We start from the raw sequence: 21,073 nt of genomic DNA on the forward strand, positions 1-21,073 counted from the left end.
CTGACAAACCGAAAGAAAAAATGATACACTATACTTTAGTTTAGAACGAGAAAGTAAGGTGAGCGAATTGAGAAACGTGAAGGGAGAAGTAGGGCTCCTATTGGTCTCCATCATATGGGGATCCGGATTCATTGCCAGTGCCATTGGCCTTGGCTATCTGACAACTTATGAGACTTTAGCAGGAAGATTTTTTGTGGCAACACTTCTTCTGGGGGTTATGACCTTTAAAATGATGCGGAGGATTCCTTTCCGTACACTGAAAAATGGTGTGCTTCTGGGCGTGTTCCTGTATGCATCCTTTCTTCTCCAGACCTTGGGGCTGGAGCTGACCACTCCATCGAAAAATGCTTTTCTCACAGCAGTGAATGTGGCGGTGGTCCCTTTCATTGGGGTGCTTTTTCATGGGCATGTGCTGAATAAAAAAGATGTGGTCCGGGCATCCATCGCCATGGTCGGAGTAGGACTCATCTCCTTCCAGTGGTCTGGTGCAGTGAATTTCGGCGATGTCCTAAGTTTTCTCTGTGCCTTCACCTTTGCTTTACATATTTTTTACACTGGAACCTATGCGAAAGAGGATGATGCCATTGCACTGACCTTTGTGCAGATGGGGACTTCCTTTGTCCTTTCCTTTGCCAGTGTCCTGTACCGGGGAGACCACATTCTGGGCCATGATCCCAGAGGATATCTGGCGGTGCTTTATCTAGGTGTTTTCAGCACCACCATCTGTTTCCTTATGATGACCATCTCCCAGAAACACACAAAGCCTTCCAGGGCGGCCGTGATCATGTCCACGGAGAGTCTTTTTGCCATGGTGTTCTCCATTCTGATTCTGAAAGAAGTGGTGACTTTCCGGATGATCTTAGGAGCGCTGGTGATTTTCACCGCCATCATTCTCCCAGAGAAAAAGGAAGTGGAAGAATCTTTGGAAGAGACTGCTTCATAGAAAGTTTAGAAATGAGGAAGTATTTATTTTGCAATCCCAAAAGCAGTAAAGATAATATGGAAATAATTTCCAAAAACGATGAAGAAATTAATAATTTTTGAAAATTATTTCCTAATTTCACTTCAAAATGTCCTTTTGTTATACTTTCTTCAATAAAACAAGCATTCTCTTAATTCCGCTGAGTGTCATTAACTTTACCCGGAAAGTATGATAGGATGGTAGGTGAACAAAAGTAAAGTGAGGTAAGCATATGGAATTTAAAATTTTCGACACCTATGAAGAGGCCAGCAAGTATAGTGCAGATCTTGTGGCAGATGTTCTGAAAGAGAAGAAAGATGCAGTTCTAGGACTGGCCACCGGTTCCAGCCCAGAAGGCATGTACAAGGAACTCATCGCACTCTATAAGAAGGGTGAGATTGATTTCAGTGAAGTGAAGAGCGTTAATCTGGATGAGTATGTGGGTCTGGATGGAAGCCATCATCAGAGCTACCGATACTTCATGGATGTGAACCTCTTTAACCATGTGAACATTGACAAGAAGAATACCCATGTACCCAACGGTATTGCAGAAGATCTTCTAGAAGGTGCGAAAGCATATGATGAACTCATCGATTCCATGGGCTCTGTGGATGTTCAGGTACTGGGAATCGGACCCAATGGGCATATCGGATTTAATGAGCCTGGAGAAGAGCTCCTGGTGCACACCCATGTGGCAGATCTGAAAGAAGAGACCATTGAAGCCAATGCAAGATTCTTTGAATCTAAGGAAGAAGTGCCAACCAAGGCTGTGACCATGGGAGTTGGTGCAATTCTGAAGTCCAAGAAAATCATCCTCATCGCATCTGGAAAGAACAAGGCCTGGGCTGTGCAGCAGATGGCCAGCGATGTGATTACCACAAAGATTCCTGCAACCCTTTTAAAACTTCATCCTAATGTTACCGTGGTCCTTGACCAGGAAGCAGCAAGTCTTCTATAAGAGAAGTAAACGGTAGAAAAGAATAGATTAAAACGCTCAAAGATGCAGCCTATGGCTAAAATGCTCTGAGCGTTTTTTTGCGTACTCGATTATTTCTTATAGAGGGGGCCATCCTGGTACCAGGAAAGAAATGGAGCCAGATGATTTTCATCATAGGACATGGATCCCAGGTATCCGTGCTTCACATCACCAGGAATGCCGTGGTAGTCAGAACCTGCCGTGATGAGCAGGTTTTTCTCCTCAGCTAGCTTTAGTGACCTTTCAGTCAGTGCTTTGTCATTCAGATAGTAGTAACACTCCAGCCCGTCAAAGTCATGGGAAAGAAGATCTTCCAAGGTGTTTTTCTTGTAGATGACAGGATGGGCAAGGACCACCTTTGCACCATGCTTTTTAAGAAGAGAGATACCGTCTTCCACAGAAAGCTTGATGTTTGGGATGTAGGAAGGACTTTTCTTGTCCAGATAGGTCTCAAAGGCTTCGTTGTAGGTCATATGGGGTACCAGAGGGTGCACTTCCCTGGCGAGGTTTGCTCTTGTGAGAACCCCTTGGTTCGTCCTTCTCATATGGTCATAATCCACTGTGAGATCAAAATGCTTTTTAAGATTGTCGATGAATTTTCGGATTCTTTCGTTTCTTGCTTCGTGCAGATCTCGGAGCACTTTAAGAAACTCCGGGTTTTTGTAGCTGTCACTGTTGAAATAGCCTAAGATGTGGATGCTCTCTCCATTTTGGGAGGTGGTAAGCTCTATTCCAGGGATGTAGTGGAAGGATCCTTCTTTCAGGAGTTCCTCCATCCGGAAGTGTCCATCCACCGTATCATGGTCTGTTAGTGCCATGTAGCTGAGGGTTTCTTTCTTTGCCAGATGATAAAGCTCTTCCGGAGTGAGTCTTCCATCGGAACAAGTGGTATGACAGTGTAATTCTATTTTCAATCTATTTCACCTCTGTTCATAATTTAGAAACAAGTTGTTCATGAATATGTTGACATAATATTATCGACATGAAACGCTTAAAGCAACTAGGGACACGAGGAAGTGTAATCGTATCCACTAAATTAATTATTATGTAAACGACAAACAGAACACTTTGTAACCGATGCGTTAAACCTGCTTTAAATGGCTGTTTACCGGTTAACGCAGGCGGTTTCTAAGGTTATAATAGCATTAGATGCTAAAACTTAGCAAAAATTTTGGAGGTGTTTTTTTGAGAAAACGCAATTTTACCAAATTCCTGTCCGTTAGCTTACTCCTTCTTTTCTCATTTGCTGTTCTACCTATGCAGAAGGTGTCAGCTGTAGATGAACCCATCGTTCTAGATTATATCTCTATCAACGATTTCCATGGAACTGTGGATGATTCTGCAAGCAGCAGCAATCCTGGCATTGCAAGAATTCAAACCTATCTGCTTGGAGAGAAAGCAAAGAATCCAAACACATTCTTTGTGTCAGCAGGAGATCAGTACCAAGGATCTCCAATTTCCAACCTGACTTATGGAGAAGTTGTCAATGATATCCTGGCACACATGGAGATGCTGACTTCAGCAGTGGGTAACCATGAGTTTGACTGGGGTGCAGAGCGGATTCCACTATGGGCGAAAAGCGGCGGTTTCCCATTTGTTGCGTCTAACATTGAAGTGGAGGCGGACAAAAAGCCAGCCGAATGGGATGACTATGTAGAGCCTTACTATGTGCACAATGTCACTGTGGACGGCAAGACCATTAAGGTTGGCTTCATTGGTATTGCTACTCCTGAAACCTCTTACAAAGTTGCTGCTGAGAATGTGGTTGGATTCGAATTTACAGATCCAGTGGAAGCAACAAATACATGGACAACACATTTAAGAGATGTTGAAAAAGTAGATGCAGTAATTGCACTTACCCATCTGGGCTCTTTCCAGAAGGATGGTGTCATCTCTGGAGAAATCGTGGAATACGCCAATGGTGTTTCTGTAGATGGAATTTTCAGTGGACATACCCATCAGGTGGTAAATGGCATAGTTAACAACATTCCAATTGTCCAGGGACAGTATAATGGAAGAAGCCTCAGCAAGCTTTCCTTGTCCTTCAACGTAGAAGCTGACGATACTGTAACATTGGCTTCTGTAACTGGATCCACAGCAAATATCCGTAATATGAAGGCTTCTTTAGCAGAAGATCCCGGTGTTCTCGCAATCTTGAATGAATACAAGGAAGATCTTGAACCAATCCTCAGCGAGGAACTTACTGTGACAGAGAATGAGATTTCTCATGATCTCACCAACAGACAGGTGTCTCCTATGGGCCAGTTCATCGCTAAAACCATGGCACATCTTGGAGAGACTCAGATTGCCATCATTAATGGTGGTGGAATCCGAGGAGGTTTTGAAGCAGGACCCATAACCATGGGTGATATGTATTCAATATTGCCATTTGACAATACCTTGGTTACATTAAAAGTTACTGGCGCAAAACTCAAAGAGCTCATCGACCATGGAATAAATTCCCCTGACTTCAGATCAGGACAGTTCTATGGCATTAATGTCTGGTATGACGGAACTGCTCCATACAAGAGCAGAGTTACAAGAATGACCTTGCTTGACGGAACTCCAATAGAAGATGATACCGTTTATAGTGTATCAACACTTGACTTTGTCTATACTGGTGGAGACAAGTACAATTTCTCTGGAGCAACAGACGTTGTAGATACATATCTTCCTCTCAGAGATCTCATTGCAGATGAGTTGAGAACTATGGAAAAAATAGACTTCACTTTTGCGGAGAATATTTATGATATCCATAAGAAGCTCGATTACTTCTCCATCAATGATTTCCATGGAAACGTCGACAGTACTGGCAGCAGCAAGAACCCTGGTCTGGCTAGAATGGCTACCTTCCTGAAAAACAAGATGGCTACCAACCCGCTGACCTACTTCCTGTCTTCCGGTGACCACTTCCAAGGAACAGCAATCTCCAACCTCACCCATGGTGCGGTGGTGAACGATGTCCTGAAAGAAATGAACCTGATGGCTTCTGCCATCGGAAATCATGAGTTTGACTGGGGCAGTGATCTGATTCCTCAGTGGGCGAAGGACGGAGAATACTATTATCTGGCATCCAACATTGATGTCCTGACCTCTGCAAAACCAGTGGAATGGGATGACTATGTGAGACCATACATCATTCAGGATCAGATCATCAATGGACAGACCGTTAAGGTTGGATTCATTGGTATCGCAACACCTGAAACCAAGTTCAAGACCTCTGCAGCCAATGTAGAAGGATTCACCTTCACCGATCCTGTAGAAGCCACCAATAAATGGAGCAAATATCTCCGTGAAGTGAAGGGCGTAGATGCAGTCATCGCGCTAACCCATCTGGGATCCTTCCAGAAAGACGGCGTCATCAGCGGTGAAATTGTAGAGTACGCAAACGGCATAGAAGGTGTAGATGCGATATTTACCGGACACACCCATCAGGTTGTGAACGGCGAAGTCAATGGAATTGACATCGTTCAAGGCGGATATAACGGAAGAAGCATCTCTAATGTGTCACTGCACTTCGTCATCGACGAGGACGTAGTACTGGAAGATGTTACCGCTTCTGTAACGAACCTTACTGAACTGATTCCAAGTCTTACCGAAGATGAAGCTGTGGCGGCTATCATTAAAAATTACTACACTGAGCTTCAGCCAATTCTTGGTGAAGTTCTTGGAACCTTAAAGAATGATCTGCCTCATGACACCGACACAATGCAGCTAAGCCCAATGGGACAGTTTATTGCAAAATCCCTGGCTGAGCTTGGAAACACTCAGATCGCCATCGTCAACGGCGGAGGAATCAGAAGAGGCTTCGAGGCAGGAGAAATCACCATGGGTCTCATGTACGAGCTTCTGCCATTCGACAATACTCTTGTGACCATGAAGGTTACAGGTGCAGAACTGAAGAAGCTTCTGGAGCATGGTCTGCATCCGGACAGTTTCAGACCTGGACAGTTCTATGGCGTGGAAGTTTGGTATGACAAAGATCAGCCAGCAGGCGAAAGAATTTCCAGCATCAGACTTCTGGATGGAACCCTGGTGAAGGACGATGCAACCTATACCGTATCCACACTGGACTTCCTTCTGACTGGTGGAGACAACTACGACTTCAGTAAGGCGACAGACGTTGTAGATACATATATCCCAGTTAGAGATCTGATTGCAGATATGATCCGAGAAGAAGAAGAAATTTCCCATACCTTCCTGGAACACCTGCACATTGGTGAAGATACAACATCTGAGAATCCAACACCAGAAGAGCCTAAGCCAGAAGAGCCTAAGCCAGAAGAACCTAAACCTGAAAAGCCAACGCTACCTGCAACAGGTGCAGCAAGTTCAGGTGCCTTCTATGGTCTTGGACTGATTTCCCTCATAGCAGGTGGATATATTTCCAGAAAAGACAAGAAAAAAGTTTCATAAATCTTACATAGAGCAAGGACCCCGGACATGATGTCCGGGGTCCTTTCAGGTTCACCTTCTTATTCGATGGAACCTTTTTTTACATAAAATGAAAGAAGCAGTTCTTCTGTTTCTTTCAAGAGGGGTCTGAGCGGCTCGAAGGATACTTTCTCTGTCAGAGTAAAGCTGCCCATGAGCCTGTTTCTAGCGCCCATGAAGACTTTTCCGTTATAGAAGGTAGAAAGGTGTTCTTCGCCCTTTAATGCCTTCACAATGGAAATGGCGCCCGAGGAGAGGGCAGGGGCGATATAAGGCTTGAATCCTGTTTCCCGCACCCGGAAGTTCTCACGCTCTGTCAGATGGGTCAGTTCCTTTGAAATCTCTTCATCATAGTATTTCAGTGAATTGACCACAATGAGCCCTCTTCCATGAGGACCATAGGTTCTGAGATCCTCTTTCAGCTGGTCTTTTTCACTGGCGATGAACCGGGCTCTGGCTTCCATGACGCCAAGACCGAATCCTCTGATTCGATGGCTTCCAATGCCGCCTTCTTCCATAAGGTTCATGCATAACAGATCCACGGGGTCAGAAACAATAAAGTAGTAGCCTTTAAAACCGTGCTGCTCCGCTTGCTTGGCATAGCTTAAGAGGATTTTCCTGTTTTTGTCAAACTGCACCAGACGTACGTCCTGAAGCGTTGTATCCAGAGGCGGAATATAGACTGATACTGTGAATACTAAGACGTCAGTATCAAAAACTTCCTCGATACCAACCTCTTTTACTGGAGGAAGGTCTGTGCCATCACTGACTTCGTTGATTTCCAGATAATATCTGCGTCTTTTCTTCGCATCCAGATCAAAGATCCGGATCTCCTTCAGCACATCACGACCCAGGAGGCGCAGACCCATGAGAAGAGTGCCACCCACATCACCCAGCCCCAGAATGGAGACGGTGAAGGGTTTTTCTTTCTTCATGAGCTCTTCCATGAAATTCCAGTCGTTTTCTTTCAGAAGGTAGACGGGAAAGGGCAGGGAAGTGCTGCCCTTTACAATAAGATCAGTGGTGTCTCTTTCTAGAAGCTCCTCTAAAGTGGAAGCAATGAATCTGCCGGGGCTCATTTCCTTTTCAAGGATCATGAACACAGGCTTTTTCTCCTGAAGGGTTGCGTTCAGGGTTTCTACAAGCTCGGTTGTTTTAGCGGAATCCTCGAGGATTTCTTTTGTTTCCTTCAGAAGACCCTCTGGAAGGAGCTTCAGAAATGCGTTTTTTTCCATTTCAGAAGCGGGCATTTGCTGTGCGAGGATTGCCATGAGTTCTGCTTTTTTAAACAAATAAAGTCACTCCTTATAGTATCAGTCTTTCCAGACGCTTCAGCTCCTCCAGATCAAACTCCAGGTAATGGGAGGGAGCTTTGTAAAGATCATAGGAAACATCCTTCCCCTTGTCTGGTACCCTTGGCATGGTGAATACCTGGCCTAAGGAAGATAGGGTCAGCTTTCTCTCATAAACCTTATGGAACTCCTCCTCAATGACCTTGAGCACCTTGAGTGCATTCTCCAGTGAGATTCTGGAGAGTGTATACACATTCCTTGCTCCTGCATCCATGATGAACACCGGAGTGGTGTAGGGTAGGATGAGATTGATGGAGTCGATGAGGTTTCGTTTGGGGAAGCTTCCTCTCCAGAGGGCGTCTCCCCCCATGAAGGGATAAAGATCCTTCTCATTGAACCAGGCTTTCAGCCGTGGGATATAGTAGACCCCATCCACTGCGTATTCCTTGGAAGACATCCGGTCGAGGCCCTTTGCAGAAACAATGCCGGTGATGATTTTCCGTACTTCAAGACCATGGGTCTTAAAGAGGGGGCTGAGCGCATTCATCCGGTAGCCCTTATGAAGGATGGTGTCCACTAAAATTACAGGCCGCTTGAAGGAAGCCAGGGTTTTCACCTGGTTCTCTAAGCTGAGATAAAAGGGCACTTCTTTGATGCTGAAGCCTTTCATATCGCTGTTGAAGTATTTTTCTGTATGGAGAGCTTTGGTCACCGTATTGGGCACCACAGACCTGTCCAGCACATCCCCGTACGGAACACACATATGAGGTCCCAGGACCTTGGGCTTAGACTCCTCCATGGAAACGCCATTCTCTTGGAGCACAAGGCCGATGATGCCCTGCTGCAGCATAAGAGGCTCAAAGGGCAGAATGAGGTTTCCTGGATAGAGCTCCCCAATGGCTCTCATAAGACGCTCTCTGGTCTCCTGGATGACATTTTTCACCCGCTGGTTGTTTCTAAAAGGATCCTTCAGGATGTTTTCCATATCAAGATTCAGGGCCAGTGGAGTGCTCATGTCGGTGTAATAGACTGTCTCCTGCTCATCGAGGGTCTTAAAGTTATACAGCTTTAGAAGAGACAGGAAGCGGTCATCCTTTAATGATTTGTTCTTGGTCATGAAAAGGGCACACTCGTAGTCTCTGGAAACGCCGAAGGATAAAGTCTCAGTGAGTAGAATCTGGTGATAGTTCCTTAATTTGTCTGGCGCCTTCACATAAAGGCCATCCAGCACCATGATTCTGCCAAGGTTCAGCGTTCTGACCTTATCCGCAAACTCCTGGGACTTCAGCTCTTCCATTAGATGCTCACTTCGTGCCCAATGGAAAATGCTAAGACCAATGGGCGCGTTCTCCGTCCGGTCTGTGAGGGTCAGGACCCTGCCGGAAGGCTTTTGGAAGAGTTCCTGAAGCATTTTCAGCATCTGGTTCTTCGTGCCGGGAAAGAGCACTTCTACGCAGTGGATGAGATCTGGTTCCAGATCTCTATAGATTTTTTTCTCCAGGAACGTAAGACTCACCATGGATTTCTCCACAGGCGCCTTCTGGTAAAAGCCGTTGAGGTAAATATAGTTCTGAGCCATGGGATCGATGAGCGTTGAGATATCCCGGTTCTCATCGATGTTGGTTCTGATTTTGGTGGAGCTCACTTCTTTCAGATCTTTTGGAAGATCCATGAACACCACATGGTCCACCAGTCCTTCGATGGTCTTTCTTGCCCCGCGGACTCTGGTGCGATCAAAGACCAGATGGTTCATACGATGGATGCTGTTCTTGGTGCGTTCTTTCTTATAGCTGGAGGCATTCATAACCACATCAGAGCCGCAGACCATGTAGATCTCGTCGCCGAAGATGTCCTTCAGGCTTTTGATGTCCTCCTCATTGGCGATGTTGATGGGCAGATCCTCCGGGAACAGATATAGTCCCAGCTCTCCTGCCGTACTCATTTCAAGGATTCTTCTCCGGACATTGTTCGGAAGGGTCTTTTTGGACCAGGAGAACTCATCAATGGCCAGATACACTTCATAGCCCTCATCCCGGATGAGCTTTGCAATGGACAGGTGGGAGAGGGTAAAGGGATCAAAGGTGCCTGGGAAAAAAGCATAGCGCTGAGGCTTCTGATGATGGAAAGCTCCTTCTTCATGGAGATAATCGTTCATGAATCGGTAGATGTTGTTGAGGCCTACACTCTGACAGAGGAAAAGAAGATTGTTCTCTTCGTTGGTCAGGAGCGTAATAAGTTTCTTATGGATGAAGAGGAAGACCTCTTTCTTGCTTTCCAAGGTCAGAACCTCTGAAGCGAAGAGGACCTTGCCGATGGTGGTGAAGGCGGCTCTTACTGTAAGATCCTCATAATCTGCCATACCGTAGAGAAGAACGCTCAGCATGTTTTTGATTCTTTCCACCTTTTCTTCTTCTGTGAGTTTCACTTTACGCATGCCAAACTGGATGAAAGACTCTAATGTGGTGCCCAGAGTTTTGATGACCAGCGTCTTTACCGAAGGATTTGCAGTTTTCACTTTGATCAGAAGATCATCGATGATCTCATCAAATTCTTTCAGCTCCAGAAACAAAAGCACCTTGCCCAGAGGTTTTGGGATGTATTCGGTAAAGCGGTGTCCTTCAATCTCCAGAGCTCGCAGAAGCTCCACCGCCACTTCATTGCGCTCGTAGGAGGAAAGCTCTCTCATGAGATTCAGAAGGGAGGACCCAGCGGTCCTTCGAACGGATTCCATGGCTGAAACCTTCAGGAGGTTGCAAAGGTGCAGTGCGGTGTTGATGGGGGAGATGAGATCTCCATCCAGGGTATAGAAAGAAAGAAGTTTGATGCTGTTTCTCTTCACGATCCAGTGGGTGGCTGTTTTAAGGTTTGACAAGAAAACCTCCTCCCGCTCTTTCTTCCGGGATTTGAGGTTTTCTGAAAGCTGCGCCCGTTCCTTCTCCATGGTGAGCTGTCCAGCCAGCTTCATATAAAGAAAGGTTTCAGTAAGATCCGTCCGTTTTGTGACTTTACGGATCCGGTCCTTCAGCTCGCTGGTGAACTCCTCACTGTAGGTTTCCTCTGTGAGGCTGGCACTGAGAAGTTCAAGAACACTGAGACGTCCCACCAGGTTTCCCGAGAGGATGGTCCGGAAAAAAGCTTCCTTCATTTCCAGAGGGAAAGGGATGTACCGGATGGCTTCTGTGAGGAAGATGCTGGTTTCTTTTTTAGGATTCACCTCTTCATAAAAACCAGACACCACTTTGGTATAATCCGGAATTCTTGTTTCAGGAAGGTTTTTGAAGAGGGTCCTGGCTACGCTGGCAAAGGCGTAGCCCAGCTGCATCTTATGGCTGTCGATGACCTTATGTCCTGGATAAAGGATTTTTTTCAAGGTTTCCTGAAGAAGGCGAAGTCCTGACACTTTAGAAGAGGGTGCCACTTCCTCTAGAGGAATCTCCTTTCTGTAGTCCTCATCATAAAGTCCCATGATGCTGCCAAGGAGCTCCGCACTGTGGAAACGGATGTCGTCTTCCGGATGGATGAGACACTCCAGAAGAAAGCTCACCACCTGAAGCTTCTGACCTTGGGTGAGATAGGTGGAGTACTCTTCCAGAATTCTGATATACTCCCGAAGGTCCCGCCAGTCTCTTAAAGAACGGGCTTCCTCCAGCAGTGTGTCCATACTGAACTCGTTTCTCAGAAGGTGCATCACCTTAATATTGTGATCAATGGCATGGTATTTCAGCCTGCCCACTATTTCGTCTCCAAAGCAGATGGCCGGTTTTTTCAGAACCCGGATGGCTTTTTTCTGGTCGATGATTTTTCTGTTTTCCTCTCGGCTTCCCAGAGCCACTTCCACCCCAAGGCCTGTGAGGTACTTTTCAAAATCCTGAAGCTTTGCGTAGACCCTTTCATAGCGTCTTTTCTTGGCATCATCCACATTGTCCAGCTTTTCAAGAATCACATGGAAGGATTCATCCAGTGGATAGATGTGCATGGTCTCCACGCCGTCTGTGTTTTTGTTTTTTACCCGGAAGTCCGAGTAGATGAGAATAAGAGCCTCCAAAGAGAGGTTTTCAAGCTCCAGATCCCAGGTGCTGTGATTGACGGCGATGTTACGGATGTAGTCAATGCCATGTTTCTTAAACCAGAGATCCGAGTAGTAGTAATGAAGATACGGAACTCTTCTCATCTCGGAGAGTTTCACCCCGTACTTGCCGATGTCATGACCGGCAAGAGCACCAGAAACGCGTCCCAGATCCAGGGGAAGGCCCAGGTTTTTCAGCTGCCTTCCAATGAACATGCCCACCTCATGGACTCCCGCCACATGGTCCAGGGTGTTGAACCCATAGAGGTCTCTGGAGAGCTTCATGAGGGCGTAGATGTGGTCCTCTTTGAACGCTTTCATAAAGCGTCTGTACTCATCATCTTCCAGTACCTCCAGCTCTTTTTTTGTGAGGAACTGAAAGCTGTGTTTCAGATAGAACTCCTCCGGATGGTCCTGAGCTTCAAACTTAAGAAGCGCCTCATAAAGAGCGATATACAGCTGAATGAAGTTCTCTTCCTCCTTGGTGAAGGACCTTTCTCTGGCATCCTCATCCACCAGTACTACCATATAGTCATAGACGGCAGATAAATCCACTGATACAGTACTATCCGTATGAAAGGTTTCCTTCAACAGCGTCAGAAGGGCCCCCCCATGATAGTCTTTTTTTGCTAGAAGCTTCTGGAGTCCTGTGATGAACTTCTTGTCTTCTAAAAAGAGAAGAAGGTCTTTCTTCAAATACGTCACTTTCTTTTGAAAGCTGGAAAGTGTCAGCGCTTTTTTCATCTCGTAGAGTACTGTTTTTGCCGTTGCTTGCATAAAATTCTCCCCCCATTGTTTCTATCTAAAATTATAGATGATTTGAAGGAAATACTCTACAAAACCTTTACATTCCTTCCAACTGCTCTGGAGAAAGCTGGGAGAGTCTTACGAAAAGAAGATGTGCCGAGGATGGATTTTTAATTTGTCTTTAATTCAGGACAGGTATAGTTTAAGAAAAGGAAAGGAGGGAGACCATGGGACAAAACTATAGAGGCAATGACAGAGGACCTTTAGCGAAGCTGATTCTTCTGATTCTGCTTGTTATTTTCATCGGACCCACCGCTCTTGGCATTTTAGTGTCAGTAGTAGTGGGACTCGCAGGATTTCTCATTGTCCTACTGGTGGGGGCTCTCTTTCTTTTGGCTTCCCCCATACTGATGATTGTGTTTCCGTCTTCCCTGGGCCTCGGGATCCCACTTTTGGCCCTGTTTTTCTTTGGCATTGCCATGCTTTCGATCTTTGTACTGTTTACAGCACTCTTTTTCAGGATTGTCCGGTGGGTCTTTAAGACGGCCCTGATGCTTCTGAGAAGACTGCTTCCATAAAGAAATTGGAGGATTTTATCATGAGCGGATTTAAAAAAGTGGTGGTAGCCACACTGATCATTGCATCTGTTTCCATCGGCATTGGTGCCTATATCGTCTATGAGTCCGGTGTGGGTACCGGTGAACTGGCTGAAACCATAAACAAGCTCCTGGAGCGTGGAGACATCAACGTCAATCTTGGTGAAACGAAAGAAGTGCGGGAAGAGCAGAGCTTTTCCTATGAGGATAAAAGAAACATCGAGATTTCAGTACCCATCGGAGATGTAAAGATCAAAGCCTATGAGGGGGACGAAATAAAACTTCTGGTGGAAGGAAAGGTGCCTGAGAATTATCTCAACCGCTACCTGGAGATCACAGAAGAAAAGGACAGCCTCAAGATTTCTCTTTACAAGGGGATGGGAAACATCAACCTGAATTTTTTCAACCGGTATGACATCTCCCTTTCCCTGGAAGTGCCTGTGGGATATCAGGGGGACCTTGATGTTTCCAATGTGTCTGGGGACATCCTTGTGGATGGACTGAATCTGAAAAAGGTGTCACTGGAGAATATTTCAGGAGATCTTATTGTAGAGAGCGGTACCATAGAGGATGTGGACTTTGATGTGGTATCCGGGCAGTTCATCAGCTATGGAGACATTGGACGTCTTTCCGGAAACAGCATATCCGGGAAAATCACTGCCACAGGAATAAGAAGCAGCGCGGATGTGGAGAGTGTATCTGGCAGTGTCAGTTTGAAGTTTCTGGACAGCACGAAAGAAGTGGAAGTGGAGACCATCTCCGGATCTGTGGAACTGGACTTTATAGGGCTGGAGGATCTTAGTTATGACCTGGAAAGCGTCAGTGGAAGCCTGACGGTGGAGAATCGTGAAGGAATAAACCAGAGCACCCGATCTTTGAAGAGAAATATTAACAATTCACCAACAGTAGATGTGTCAACGGTTTCCGGAGCTGTACGTATTAAATACTAACAAGTTGTACAAAAAGTTTACAATTTGTTCATAGACTTTGTGATAATCTTAATTATAATTAGGTTATAAAGTATAAAAGGGGTGTTGTATATGAAGCCATCAGTAGATCAGGATCTTTGCATCGGTTGTGGAGTTTGCCCAAGTGTTGCACCATCAATGTTCGATATGAATGACGATGGAAAGGCTTACGCTATCGTGGACGAAGTTCCAGCAGGTGAAGAGGATTTAGCTCAGGAAGCTGTAGAAAGCTGTCCAGTAGCTGCTATCACAGTAGAATAATTGTGAATATAAAAGAGACCGAAAGGTCTCTTTTGTTATGCGCAGAAATCGTGTATGATAGATATATAATTGTCATTTAGAACTGCTGGAGGTTTATTATGGAGCTATTTGAGCGGGGCCAGCTTTTTAAGGCTGTTCTTGCTGTCATTGTCCTTTACCCGCTGATTCCCATAGAGTATCTTCCTTATCTAGGCATTGCGCTAGGAGGATATTTTCTTGCGTATTTATATAAGAATCGAGATGTTTTTGACAAGATCCGAAGAAGCAGACGGCATACGAAGCTGGCCTATGGTCTTTCCACGTTCTTGTTCCTTGTGCTTCAGATGGTCTCCTTGATCTATTCTGAGAGCCCAGAAGACACACTCTCTGGAATTCTTCTTTACTTATCCGCATTTATTGTGTTTTTTGTGCTGAAGTATGAGATCAACCGCCCAAACCATGTGGTGCCGCTGACACGAGCCTATTTCTTCTCCGCTTTCCTTGTGGGGTTTTATCATGTGGGCCAGGTGGTCTATGACGAGATTGTCCGGGGGATTCCTTTTGATCCTCAGACCAATACCTCCTTCATGGAGAATGGACCGATTCTTGCGTATTTCATGCTTCTGGCTCTTTTCCCTGCGTTGACCCTTTATATTTTTAAAGACAAGAACAAAGAGTCACGGTTTTACCTTTTTGTGGTGGGCGTTTCTCTCATCTCCATTTTTATGACAGGGTCACGCATTGCCATTGTCGGGGTGTTCCTTGGACTTCTTCTTTTGTCTCTTCTGTACTCTGTCCGGTTCCTCATTGCACTGGTCCCTGCGGGCATCTTTTTTGCCTTGATTCCACTTTTCACCAGAAGACATTGGAGCTTTTTTCTTCTGTCGAAGGAGATGGGAAGGTTTTCCTTTTATCTGGAGATTCTGAAGGCCAATGCGAAATCCATCTTTTTGGGCAGAGGGTTTCATACCATTGACTATACCTTGGGACGCTTCATGGCAGGAAGACCAGAGCTTCTGAACCTGGATCAGGTGAACAAGCCTTATAATGCAGTGCTTCAGGTGATCCTGGAGCTGGGGCTTCTTGGACTGTTTCTAGGTGCAGTGATTCTTTATTTCAAGATGAGAGGGATCCATAACTATACAAAAAGCTATAAGGCACAGCCTCAGCTGAAGGTCCTCTATGTGGGTGTGTTTGTGTCCATGGCGGTGCTTCTTTATGTGGGGCTCATGGACAGCTATCTTATGAGTGGAAGGATTGTTTATGCCATTGCCATCTTGATGGGGATTCTTCATGGAGATGCCAAATGGAAAGGCATTCAGAAAGTGTAAAAAAGAAAAGACCTCTGGGAAGAAAGCAGCTGCTTTTTTCCCAGAGGTCTTTTGGTTCACTGAAGATCTTCAGAAACCTCCACTGGATGATGGAGACTGAAAAGACGCAGTGCCTGTGAGAGGATCTTTTCCCCGTCCATGCTTCCGTAGTCTCTGGTGGAGATGGCTTCCAGAGGTACCTTGTGCGCATCGCACACCTCTTTGATCTCCAGAAGAGCATGGCGTACCTGCGGGCCTACCAGCACCACATCCGCCTCTTTGATGTACTTTTTCATAGCAGATTCAGGATAGGATGCCACCTGGATCATCAGGTCTTTCTTTTTTGCTGCTTGCTCCATTTTCTTCACCAGAAGAGTGGTGGAGAGACCGGTGGAACAGAAAAGAACGATATTGATCATCAAAAAACCTCCTAAGGTACTCAAAATATTGAGTTTCTATAAGACAATTGTAGCATATTTCTATGAGGTATTGCTTCTGATGATGGAATATTATGAAATTTTAACAGGAACTTTATGCTCTATCATAAAATATAATTGAGTAAAATCTAATTAGTGGGTATAATAGAGAAAAACCATGGAGGTATGAACATGAAAGTTGAAATTTATGCAGACATCGTCTGTCCATTCTGTTATATAGGAAAGAACATTTTTGCCAAGTTCCAGGAAGAAGCCAGGGAGGAGATTGAAGTCATCCACCGAAGCTATGAGCTGGATCCTAACAGCAGCAGAACCGAGTCCATGAACTCTGTGGAAGCTCTGGCAAAGAAGTATGGCTTTACAAAGGAAGAAGCAAAAAACCGTATGAGTGGTGTGGAAGACATGGCAAAGAGAGAAAACCTTCCGATGAATATCTTTTCTGCCATCGGTGCCAGTACCCACGATCTTCACCGCCTGATCTATCTTGCCAAGGAAACAGGGAAAGACAGTGCACTTCTGGAAGCGTTCTATAGGGCTCATTTTGTGGATGGCATCGCCCTGAATGAAAGAGATGAGGTGCTGAAGATTACAGAAAATGTTGGACTGAAAGAGGAAGAGGTGCTGGAGGTTCTTGAAAGTGACCGGTATGAGGAGAATATTGCTGAAGATCGAGCGATGGCTTCCAGTCTCGGCATCACCGGAGTACCGTTCTTTGTGGTGGATGGGAAATATGGTGTCAGCGGTGCCCAGCCAAAGACCGTCTTCCACCAGATTCTTGAAAGCATAAAAAGTGATAAAAAATCCATCGAGCTTTAGAGATATAGTTCATAGTAAGAATAAAGAAAAAAAGGACATGTGGAAAGAAGAGATTTCATTCCACATGTCCTTTCAGCGTTTTCTCCCAGTAGGAAACGATGACGTTATTTGAAGATGCTTTTGGTTTCTGCCAGAAGATCTGCCGTTTCTGCTGTGATGAGAGAAAGGATGCCCTTAGGATCCACTTCTACCTGAAAACCCCGTTTACCGGCAGACACAATGATAGAGGGAAGATGAAGACAGCCTTCTTCGAGGAAGGTAGGCAGCTGTTTTTTCATACCCACAGGGCTTACACCGCCACGCTCATAGCCTGTAAGCTTCAAAAGATCTTTCTGGTCAATGAGCGCCACGCTTTTTTCTCCGGAAGCTTTGGCTGCTTTTTTTAAGTCCAGCTCTTCCGTGAGAGGCAGGCAGAAAACATAGTGCTGACCACTGTGGCTTGTGGTCACCAGGGTTTTATAGATGAGATGGACATCCCGGTCAATATCCTTTGCAAGAAGTTCAGGAGTCAGGACAGGATGCTTCATATTGTAGGTATGGAGTGTATAGGGGATGCCCGCTTCCTCCAGAAGGCGCATGGCATTGGTTTTCACTTTCTTCATGGGAAAAACCTCCAAAATATACTGATATACAGTATTTTATCATTCTGGAAATTTTTTGACAAATTGCTGTTTGGAAATGATGCGCTAGTTTAGTCATTGTAAACTCAGGGTATGTTTATTTGATACATTTGTCTGAAATCCAACAAAAATCTCTGCTGTTCCAGAAATATTAACAACTGCGGAAGTGAGTCATATCAAGGCGTATCTGAAGTGTGTGGAGATTTTTGAATTTTGCGCAGAGTTTTTCATGAAAACTCGTTGATTTTGAAAAAAGTTTTCTATATAATGGTCTAGGTAGTTTAACTTGACTAAACAAAAAGTTTAGTTTTATCTCTTTTCAAGAAACTGCATTGGAGGTTGTTATGAAGATTGGTGAAAAAATTAAAAATCTGAGAATCAAGAACGCGCTGACCCAGGAAGAACTGGCAAACCGCTGCGAACTGACCAAGGGATTCATCTCTCAGCTGGAGAGAGATCTCACTTCTCCTTCCATTGCAACCCTGGTGGACATCTTGGAAGGACTGGGCACCAATCTCAAGGATTTCTTCAATGAAACCACTGATGAGAAGATTGTGTTCAGCAAGGAAGACGCCTTTGAGAAAGAAAACGAGGAACTTCAGAATATCGTCAACTGGATCATCCCCAATGCTCAGAAAAATGCCATGGAACCCATCCATGTGGAGATCAAACCCGGTGGACGAACCAAAGATGTACCCCCACACGAAGGGGAAGAGTTCGGTTATGTGATGAACGGAAGCATCCTTCTTCACGTGGGGCTGGAGAAGCACAAAGTGAAAAAAGGGGAATCCTTTTATCTGAAACCGGGAAAAAGTCATTATCTCTCCAATGAGGGGAAAACCACTGCCACCGTAATCTGGGTGAGCACACCACCGATATTCTAGAAAGGGGACAGGAATTATGACAAGCAATATTATGATTGATCTGAAAAACATCACCAAGCGGTTTGGCACAAATACGGTGCTGGACAATATGAACCTCTACATCAGGGAGAATGAGTTCCTGACGCTGCTTGGTCCATCGGGATGCGGCAAGACCACGACCCTTAGAATCATCGCGGGTTTTGAAACCCCCACAGAAGGGAAGGTTCTTTTCAGCGGAAAAGACATCACTGAAGTGCCGCCTTATCAGAGAGCGGTGAACACCGTATTCCAGAAGTATGCCCTGTTTCCCCACCTGAATGTCTTTGAGAACATCGCTTTTGGCCTCAAAATCAAAAAGCTTCCCAAAGATGTCATCGAGAAGAAAGTGACAGAAGTACTGAAGCTTGTGAACCTGTCAGGCTTTGAGAAAAGAGACATCGATTCACTTTCTGGCGGACAGCAGCAGAGAATCGCCATTGCAAGAGCCCTTGTAAATGAACCTAAGGTGCTTCTTCTCGACGAACCTCTGGGAGCGCTGGATTTAAAGCTTCGCAAAGAAATGCAGATCGAACTGAAAAATATACAGAAGAGAGTGGGCATCACGTTCATCTATGTGACCCATGACCAGGAGGAAGCCCTCACCATGAGCGATACCATCGTGGTGATGAACGAAGGTCTCATTCAGCAGATCGGCACTCCTGTAGATATTTATAATGAACCCAAGAATGCTTTTGTGGCAAAGTTCATCGGGGAATCCAACATTGTGGACGGCATCATGCATAAGGATCTGGAAGTGGAGTTCCAGGGGGTCACCTTCCCTTGCGTGGATGGTGGTTTTGGTCCTATGGAACCTGTGGAAGTGGTCATCCGTCCGGAAGACATCATCATGACAAAGAAAGAAGATGGACAGCTCACGGGAACCGTGGAAGAAGTGACCTTCAAGGGTGTCCATTATGAGATGGTGGTGAACTGCCAAGGATTCCATTACCTCATTCAGAGCACTGCCATGGCGCCTGTGGGAGAAGAAATCGGCATGAAGATTCTCCCGGATGCCATCCATATCATGAAGAGGGGGGATCACTCTTGAAAATGCGGAAAGTATCCTTTCCCTATGTGCTGTGGATGCTGATCTTCATCCTGGTGCCTCTGTTCCTTGTGGTGTATTTTGCGTTCACCACAGGCAACAGCAATGACTATGAAACCTTCACCTTAAGTTTAGAAAACTTCAGAAGATTTCTGGATCCCATCTACCTAGGAGTGCTCCGAAGATCTCTGATGCTTTCTGTGGTCTCCACCTTCATCTGTTTTCTCTTGGGGTATCCCATTGCTTATATCATTGCCACTCAGAAGAAAGCAAAGACCAGAAACAATATGATTCTTCTCTTTGTCATTCCCATGTGGATGAACTTTCTTCTTAGAACCTACGCCTGGCTGACCATCTTAGGTAAAAACGGCATCATCAACACTTTCCTGAACTTTCTAGGATTCCAGTCTCTGGAGCTCCTTTATAACGATGGCGCGGTGATTCTTGGTATGGTCTATAATTTCCTTCCATTCATGGTTCTGCCCATCTATTCCGTGCTGGTGAAGATGGACAAGAAGCTTATTGAAGCAGCAGAGGATCTGGGTGCCAATAAAAGAACCATTTTCAAGCGAGTGATATTCCCGCTGTCTGTTCCAGGTGTCATGACCGGGTTCACCATGGTATTCACACCAGCGGTCTCCACATTTATCATTTCCAATCTTTTGGGCGGAAACAAAACCACCCTCATTGGTAATGTCATCGAGCAGCAGTTTATTTATACCGGAGACTGGCATTTTGGTTCTGCCATGTCCATCATTTTGATGATCATCATCCTCATCGTCATGGCCATCTCCAATAAGAGCGGCGGAGACCTGGAAGGAGGAAGGGGTGCCCTATGGTAGGAAAAGGACTGAAAAAACTTTATACAGCACTGATTTTCCTCTTTCTCTATGCGCCCATCATCATCCTCATTGTGTACTCTTTTAACGAGTCCAAATCAAGAGGTGTCTTTTCAGGGTTTACCCTGAAGTGGTATGAGGATCTCTTCAGGAACCGTGAGGTCATGAAGGCTCTGTCCAATACCATGATCATTGCGGTGCTCACCACCATCGTCGCTACCCTTCTTGGCACCTTTGCCGCCATCGGCATTCATTTTTCCAAGAAAGGGCCTTTCAAGCAGATGGTGATGAACCTTAATTATCTGCCGATCTTAAATCCTGACGTGGTCATTGCGGTGTCTCTCATTGCGCTGTACCGTTTCATGGGACTGGATTTTGGTCTTGCCACCATTCTTCTTTCCCACATCACCTTCTGCACGCCTTACGTGGTGCTGGCGGTGCTGCCGAAACTGAAGCAGATGAACATCCATCTGGCGGAAGCTGCCATGGACTTGGGGGCGAAACCCATGTATGCACTAAGAAAAGTGGTGATTCCGGAGATCATGCCAGGCATCGTCACTGGCGCTCTATTGGCCTTTACCCTTTCTGTGGATGATTTTGTCATCAGCTTCTTCACCACAGGACATGGGGTTCAGAATCTCAGCATTCTCATCTTCTCCATGGCCAGAAGAGGCATCAACCCTGTGATCAACGCCCTGTCCACGTTCATGCTCATCGGATTTTTCGCGCTGCTTCTCATCATCAATAAAATCAGCAAGAAAGAGGACGAGCAGGAAGAATACTAATAATTTGACGCTTATAGCCGTGACGAAACTCTAAAACTA

At 45.5% G+C, this 21,073-nt stretch carries 17 protein-coding genes; 12 read left to right on the forward strand and 5 right to left on the reverse strand.

Translation table 11 applies throughout. The features are described from left to right. Positions 1-76 precede the first annotated feature (76 nt). Together BM243_RS05335 and nagB are read left to right on the forward strand one after the other, a co-directional pair. Positions 77-943, forward strand: coding sequence for a DMT family transporter (locus tag BM243_RS05335; RefSeq protein WP_242943520.1), 867 nt, complete (start codon positions 77-79; stop codon positions 941-943). Positions 944-1,193: 250 nt separating this feature from the next. After that, positions 1,194-1,919: a glucosamine-6-phosphate deaminase gene (nagB, locus tag BM243_RS05340; RefSeq protein ID WP_074911158.1), complete on the forward strand. Its 726-nt coding sequence runs from the start codon at positions 1,194-1,196 to the stop codon at positions 1,917-1,919. A gap of 89 nt (positions 1,920-2,008) precedes the next feature. On the opposite strand, the gene BM243_RS05345 is transcribed toward nagB, so the two are convergent. After that, the gene (locus BM243_RS05345) at positions 2,009-2,851 is read right to left on the reverse strand and encodes a PHP domain-containing protein (RefSeq protein ID WP_074911160.1); all 843 of its coding nucleotides are present in this window, start codon (positions 2,849-2,851) and stop codon (positions 2,009-2,011) included. A 271-nt stretch (positions 2,852-3,122) separates the two neighbouring features. On the opposite strand from BM243_RS05345, the gene BM243_RS05350 reads away from it, so the two are divergent. Then, complete coding sequence (locus tag BM243_RS05350; protein ID WP_074911161.1) at positions 3,123-6,353, forward strand: 5'-nucleotidase C-terminal domain-containing protein; 3,231 nt, start codon at positions 3,123-3,125, stop codon at positions 6,351-6,353. Between the two features lie 59 nt (positions 6,354-6,412). Here the strand turns inward: BM243_RS05350 and BM243_RS05355 are convergent, their stop codons facing one another. Together BM243_RS05355 and BM243_RS05360 are read right to left on the reverse strand one after the other, a co-directional pair. Beyond that, positions 6,413-7,663, reverse strand: a complete 1,251-nt coding sequence (locus tag BM243_RS05355; protein ID WP_074911163.1) for a lactate/malate family dehydrogenase — start codon at positions 7,661-7,663, stop codon at positions 6,413-6,415. A gap of 13 nt (positions 7,664-7,676) precedes the next feature. After that, positions 7,677-12,506 carry a nucleotidyl transferase family protein gene (locus tag BM243_RS05360; RefSeq protein WP_074911166.1) on the reverse strand — a complete coding sequence of 1,610 codons (4,830 nt, stop codon included), beginning with the start codon at positions 12,504-12,506 and terminating at the stop codon, positions 7,677-7,679. A gap of 197 nt (positions 12,507-12,703) precedes the next feature. Between BM243_RS05360 and BM243_RS05365 the strand changes: the two genes are divergently transcribed. The 4 genes from BM243_RS05365 (at position 12,704) to BM243_RS05380 (ending at position 15,611) form a co-directional block, all read left to right on the forward strand. Further along, complete coding sequence (locus BM243_RS05365; RefSeq protein ID WP_074911167.1) at positions 12,704-13,054, forward strand: hypothetical protein; 351 nt, start codon at positions 12,704-12,706, stop codon at positions 13,052-13,054. Positions 13,055-13,074: 20 nt separating this feature from the next. Continuing rightward, positions 13,075-14,022: a DUF4097 family beta strand repeat-containing protein gene (locus BM243_RS05370; protein WP_074911169.1), complete on the forward strand. Its 948-nt coding sequence runs from the start codon at positions 13,075-13,077 to the stop codon at positions 14,020-14,022. A gap of 90 nt (positions 14,023-14,112) precedes the next feature. Then, positions 14,113-14,301 carry a ferredoxin gene (locus BM243_RS05375; protein WP_074911170.1) on the forward strand — a complete coding sequence of 63 codons (189 nt, stop codon included), beginning with the start codon at positions 14,113-14,115 and terminating at the stop codon, positions 14,299-14,301. Between the two features lie 98 nt (positions 14,302-14,399). Further along, positions 14,400-15,611 (forward strand): O-antigen ligase family protein, encoded by a 1,212-nt coding sequence (locus tag BM243_RS05380; protein WP_074911172.1) that lies wholly within the window; start codon positions 14,400-14,402, stop codon positions 15,609-15,611. 56 nt (positions 15,612-15,667) lie between these two features. Here the strand turns inward: BM243_RS05380 and BM243_RS05385 are convergent, their stop codons facing one another. Next, the gene (locus tag BM243_RS05385; protein ID WP_074911174.1) at positions 15,668-16,009 is read right to left on the reverse strand and encodes a PTS sugar transporter subunit IIB; all 342 of its coding nucleotides are present in this window, start codon (positions 16,007-16,009) and stop codon (positions 15,668-15,670) included. A 189-nt stretch (positions 16,010-16,198) separates the two neighbouring features. Between BM243_RS05385 and BM243_RS05390 the strand changes: the two genes are divergently transcribed. Next, positions 16,199-16,843, forward strand: coding sequence for a DsbA family oxidoreductase (locus BM243_RS05390; RefSeq protein ID WP_074911175.1), 645 nt, complete (start codon positions 16,199-16,201; stop codon positions 16,841-16,843). Between the two features lie 104 nt (positions 16,844-16,947). On the opposite strand, the gene ybaK is transcribed toward BM243_RS05390, so the two are convergent. Further along, positions 16,948-17,445 carry a Cys-tRNA(Pro) deacylase gene (gene ybaK, locus BM243_RS05395; RefSeq protein ID WP_074911176.1) on the reverse strand — a complete coding sequence of 166 codons (498 nt, stop codon included), beginning with the start codon at positions 17,443-17,445 and terminating at the stop codon, positions 16,948-16,950. A 362-nt stretch (positions 17,446-17,807) separates the two neighbouring features. Between ybaK and BM243_RS05400 the strand changes: the two genes are divergently transcribed. From BM243_RS05400 to BM243_RS05415, 4 genes are read left to right on the forward strand one after another with little or no spacing between them, the layout of a single operon-like run. Continuing rightward, on the forward strand, positions 17,808-18,347 hold the full coding sequence (locus BM243_RS05400; protein ID WP_074911178.1) for a cupin domain-containing protein: 540 nt from the start codon (positions 17,808-17,810) through the stop codon (positions 18,345-18,347). A gap of 16 nt (positions 18,348-18,363) precedes the next feature. Beyond that, the gene (gene potA / locus BM243_RS05405) at positions 18,364-19,413 is read left to right on the forward strand and encodes a spermidine/putrescine ABC transporter ATP-binding protein (RefSeq protein ID WP_074911180.1); all 1,050 of its coding nucleotides are present in this window, start codon (positions 18,364-18,366) and stop codon (positions 19,411-19,413) included. A 2-nt stretch (positions 19,414-19,415) separates the two neighbouring features. Beyond that, the gene (locus BM243_RS05410; protein WP_074911528.1) at positions 19,416-20,252 is read left to right on the forward strand and encodes an ABC transporter permease; all 837 of its coding nucleotides are present in this window, start codon (positions 19,416-19,418) and stop codon (positions 20,250-20,252) included. Further along, entirely contained in the window at positions 20,246-21,034 is a 789-nt protein-coding gene (locus tag BM243_RS05415; protein WP_074911182.1) for an ABC transporter permease, read from the forward strand. The genes BM243_RS05410 and BM243_RS05415 overlap by 7 nt, the downstream gene beginning before the upstream one ends. The last annotated feature ends 39 nt before the right edge of the window (positions 21,035-21,073 follow it).

Source organism: Proteiniclasticum ruminis (assembly GCF_900115135.1).
In the GTDB taxonomy this organism is placed as follows: domain Bacteria; phylum Bacillota; class Clostridia; order Clostridiales; family Clostridiaceae; genus Proteiniclasticum; species Proteiniclasticum ruminis_A.